The 814-nt window shown below is 49.0% G+C and carries 2 pseudogenes; both read right to left on the bottom strand.

The features are described 5' to 3' along the window. A pseudogene (locus ACRBG0_RS28795) lies at nt 1–233 on the bottom strand (dihydroorotase); the annotation flags it as partial. Between the two features lie 13 nt (nt 234–246). After that, a pseudogene (locus ACRBG0_RS28790) lies at nt 247–698 on the bottom strand (dihydroorotase); the annotation flags it as partial. Nucleotides 699–814 lie beyond the last annotated feature (116 nt).

Genomic DNA, 814 nt, shown 5'->3' with positions numbered 1-814 from the left:
GCCGTCACCCGTAAACCTTGGGCTTTAGCTTCGCGAATTTTCTCAACCCCCTTCGCTGTAGAAACATGGCTAAGATGCAACCGGGAGTCGGTATATTCTAATAAGCGGAGGTCGCGTTCGATCATCAACTCTTCAGCCAGAGAAGGAATACCGCGCATCCCCAACATTGTACTCACAATTCCTTCATGGAGCTGCCCCTTGCCAGCAATGGTTGCCTCTTGGGGTTGATTCATAATCAGGCCGTNNTCTGAAAAAGCGACGGCTCCAGCGCCACGCATATCCAGCATTTCAGTAATTTCCGCACCAACAAGGTTCTTACTTACCGCACCAATGGGCAGCAAGTCTACTGGTGCAAAGCGAGATTGCTGCAACAGATAACTTACTCCTGACTTGTCATGAATAACGGGTTGTGTTTCCGGGCGAAGGCCTACTTTCGTAAAGCCACCTGCTGCTGCTGCCTTTGTAAGGGAAGCAATATCTTCCCGGTGTTCAAACCCAGGATCGCCGCCTGTGGCCTCAAGGTCTATCCAACCTGTCGAGACACTTGCTTTGGGCAAGTTTATTTCTTCCGCACCGTCAAGGGATAAGTCTGATCCAATCTCTGCCAACAGGCCGTCGGTGACTCGGATATCTACCGTTTGACCGTGCCATTCGCTGCCGGGGTCCATGATTTTTACTGCTCGAAAAAGCCTCTGCATAAAAGTGTCCTCATTTAAAAGCCAAATTTAGGAATTTTGAGGGAGATAGAAGTAGCTTCTTGTCGATTCCTCCGAAATGTTGCTTATATCACTTACCAGTGAGTAAGAGACTAAGG

Origin of the sequence: Lewinella sp., assembly GCF_050633125.1 — a bacterium.
GTDB lineage: Bacteria > Bacteroidota > Bacteroidia > Chitinophagales > Saprospiraceae > Lewinella.
Note: the sequence above shows the minus strand (reverse complement) of the source record. Positions and strands in the feature narration are given on the sequence as shown.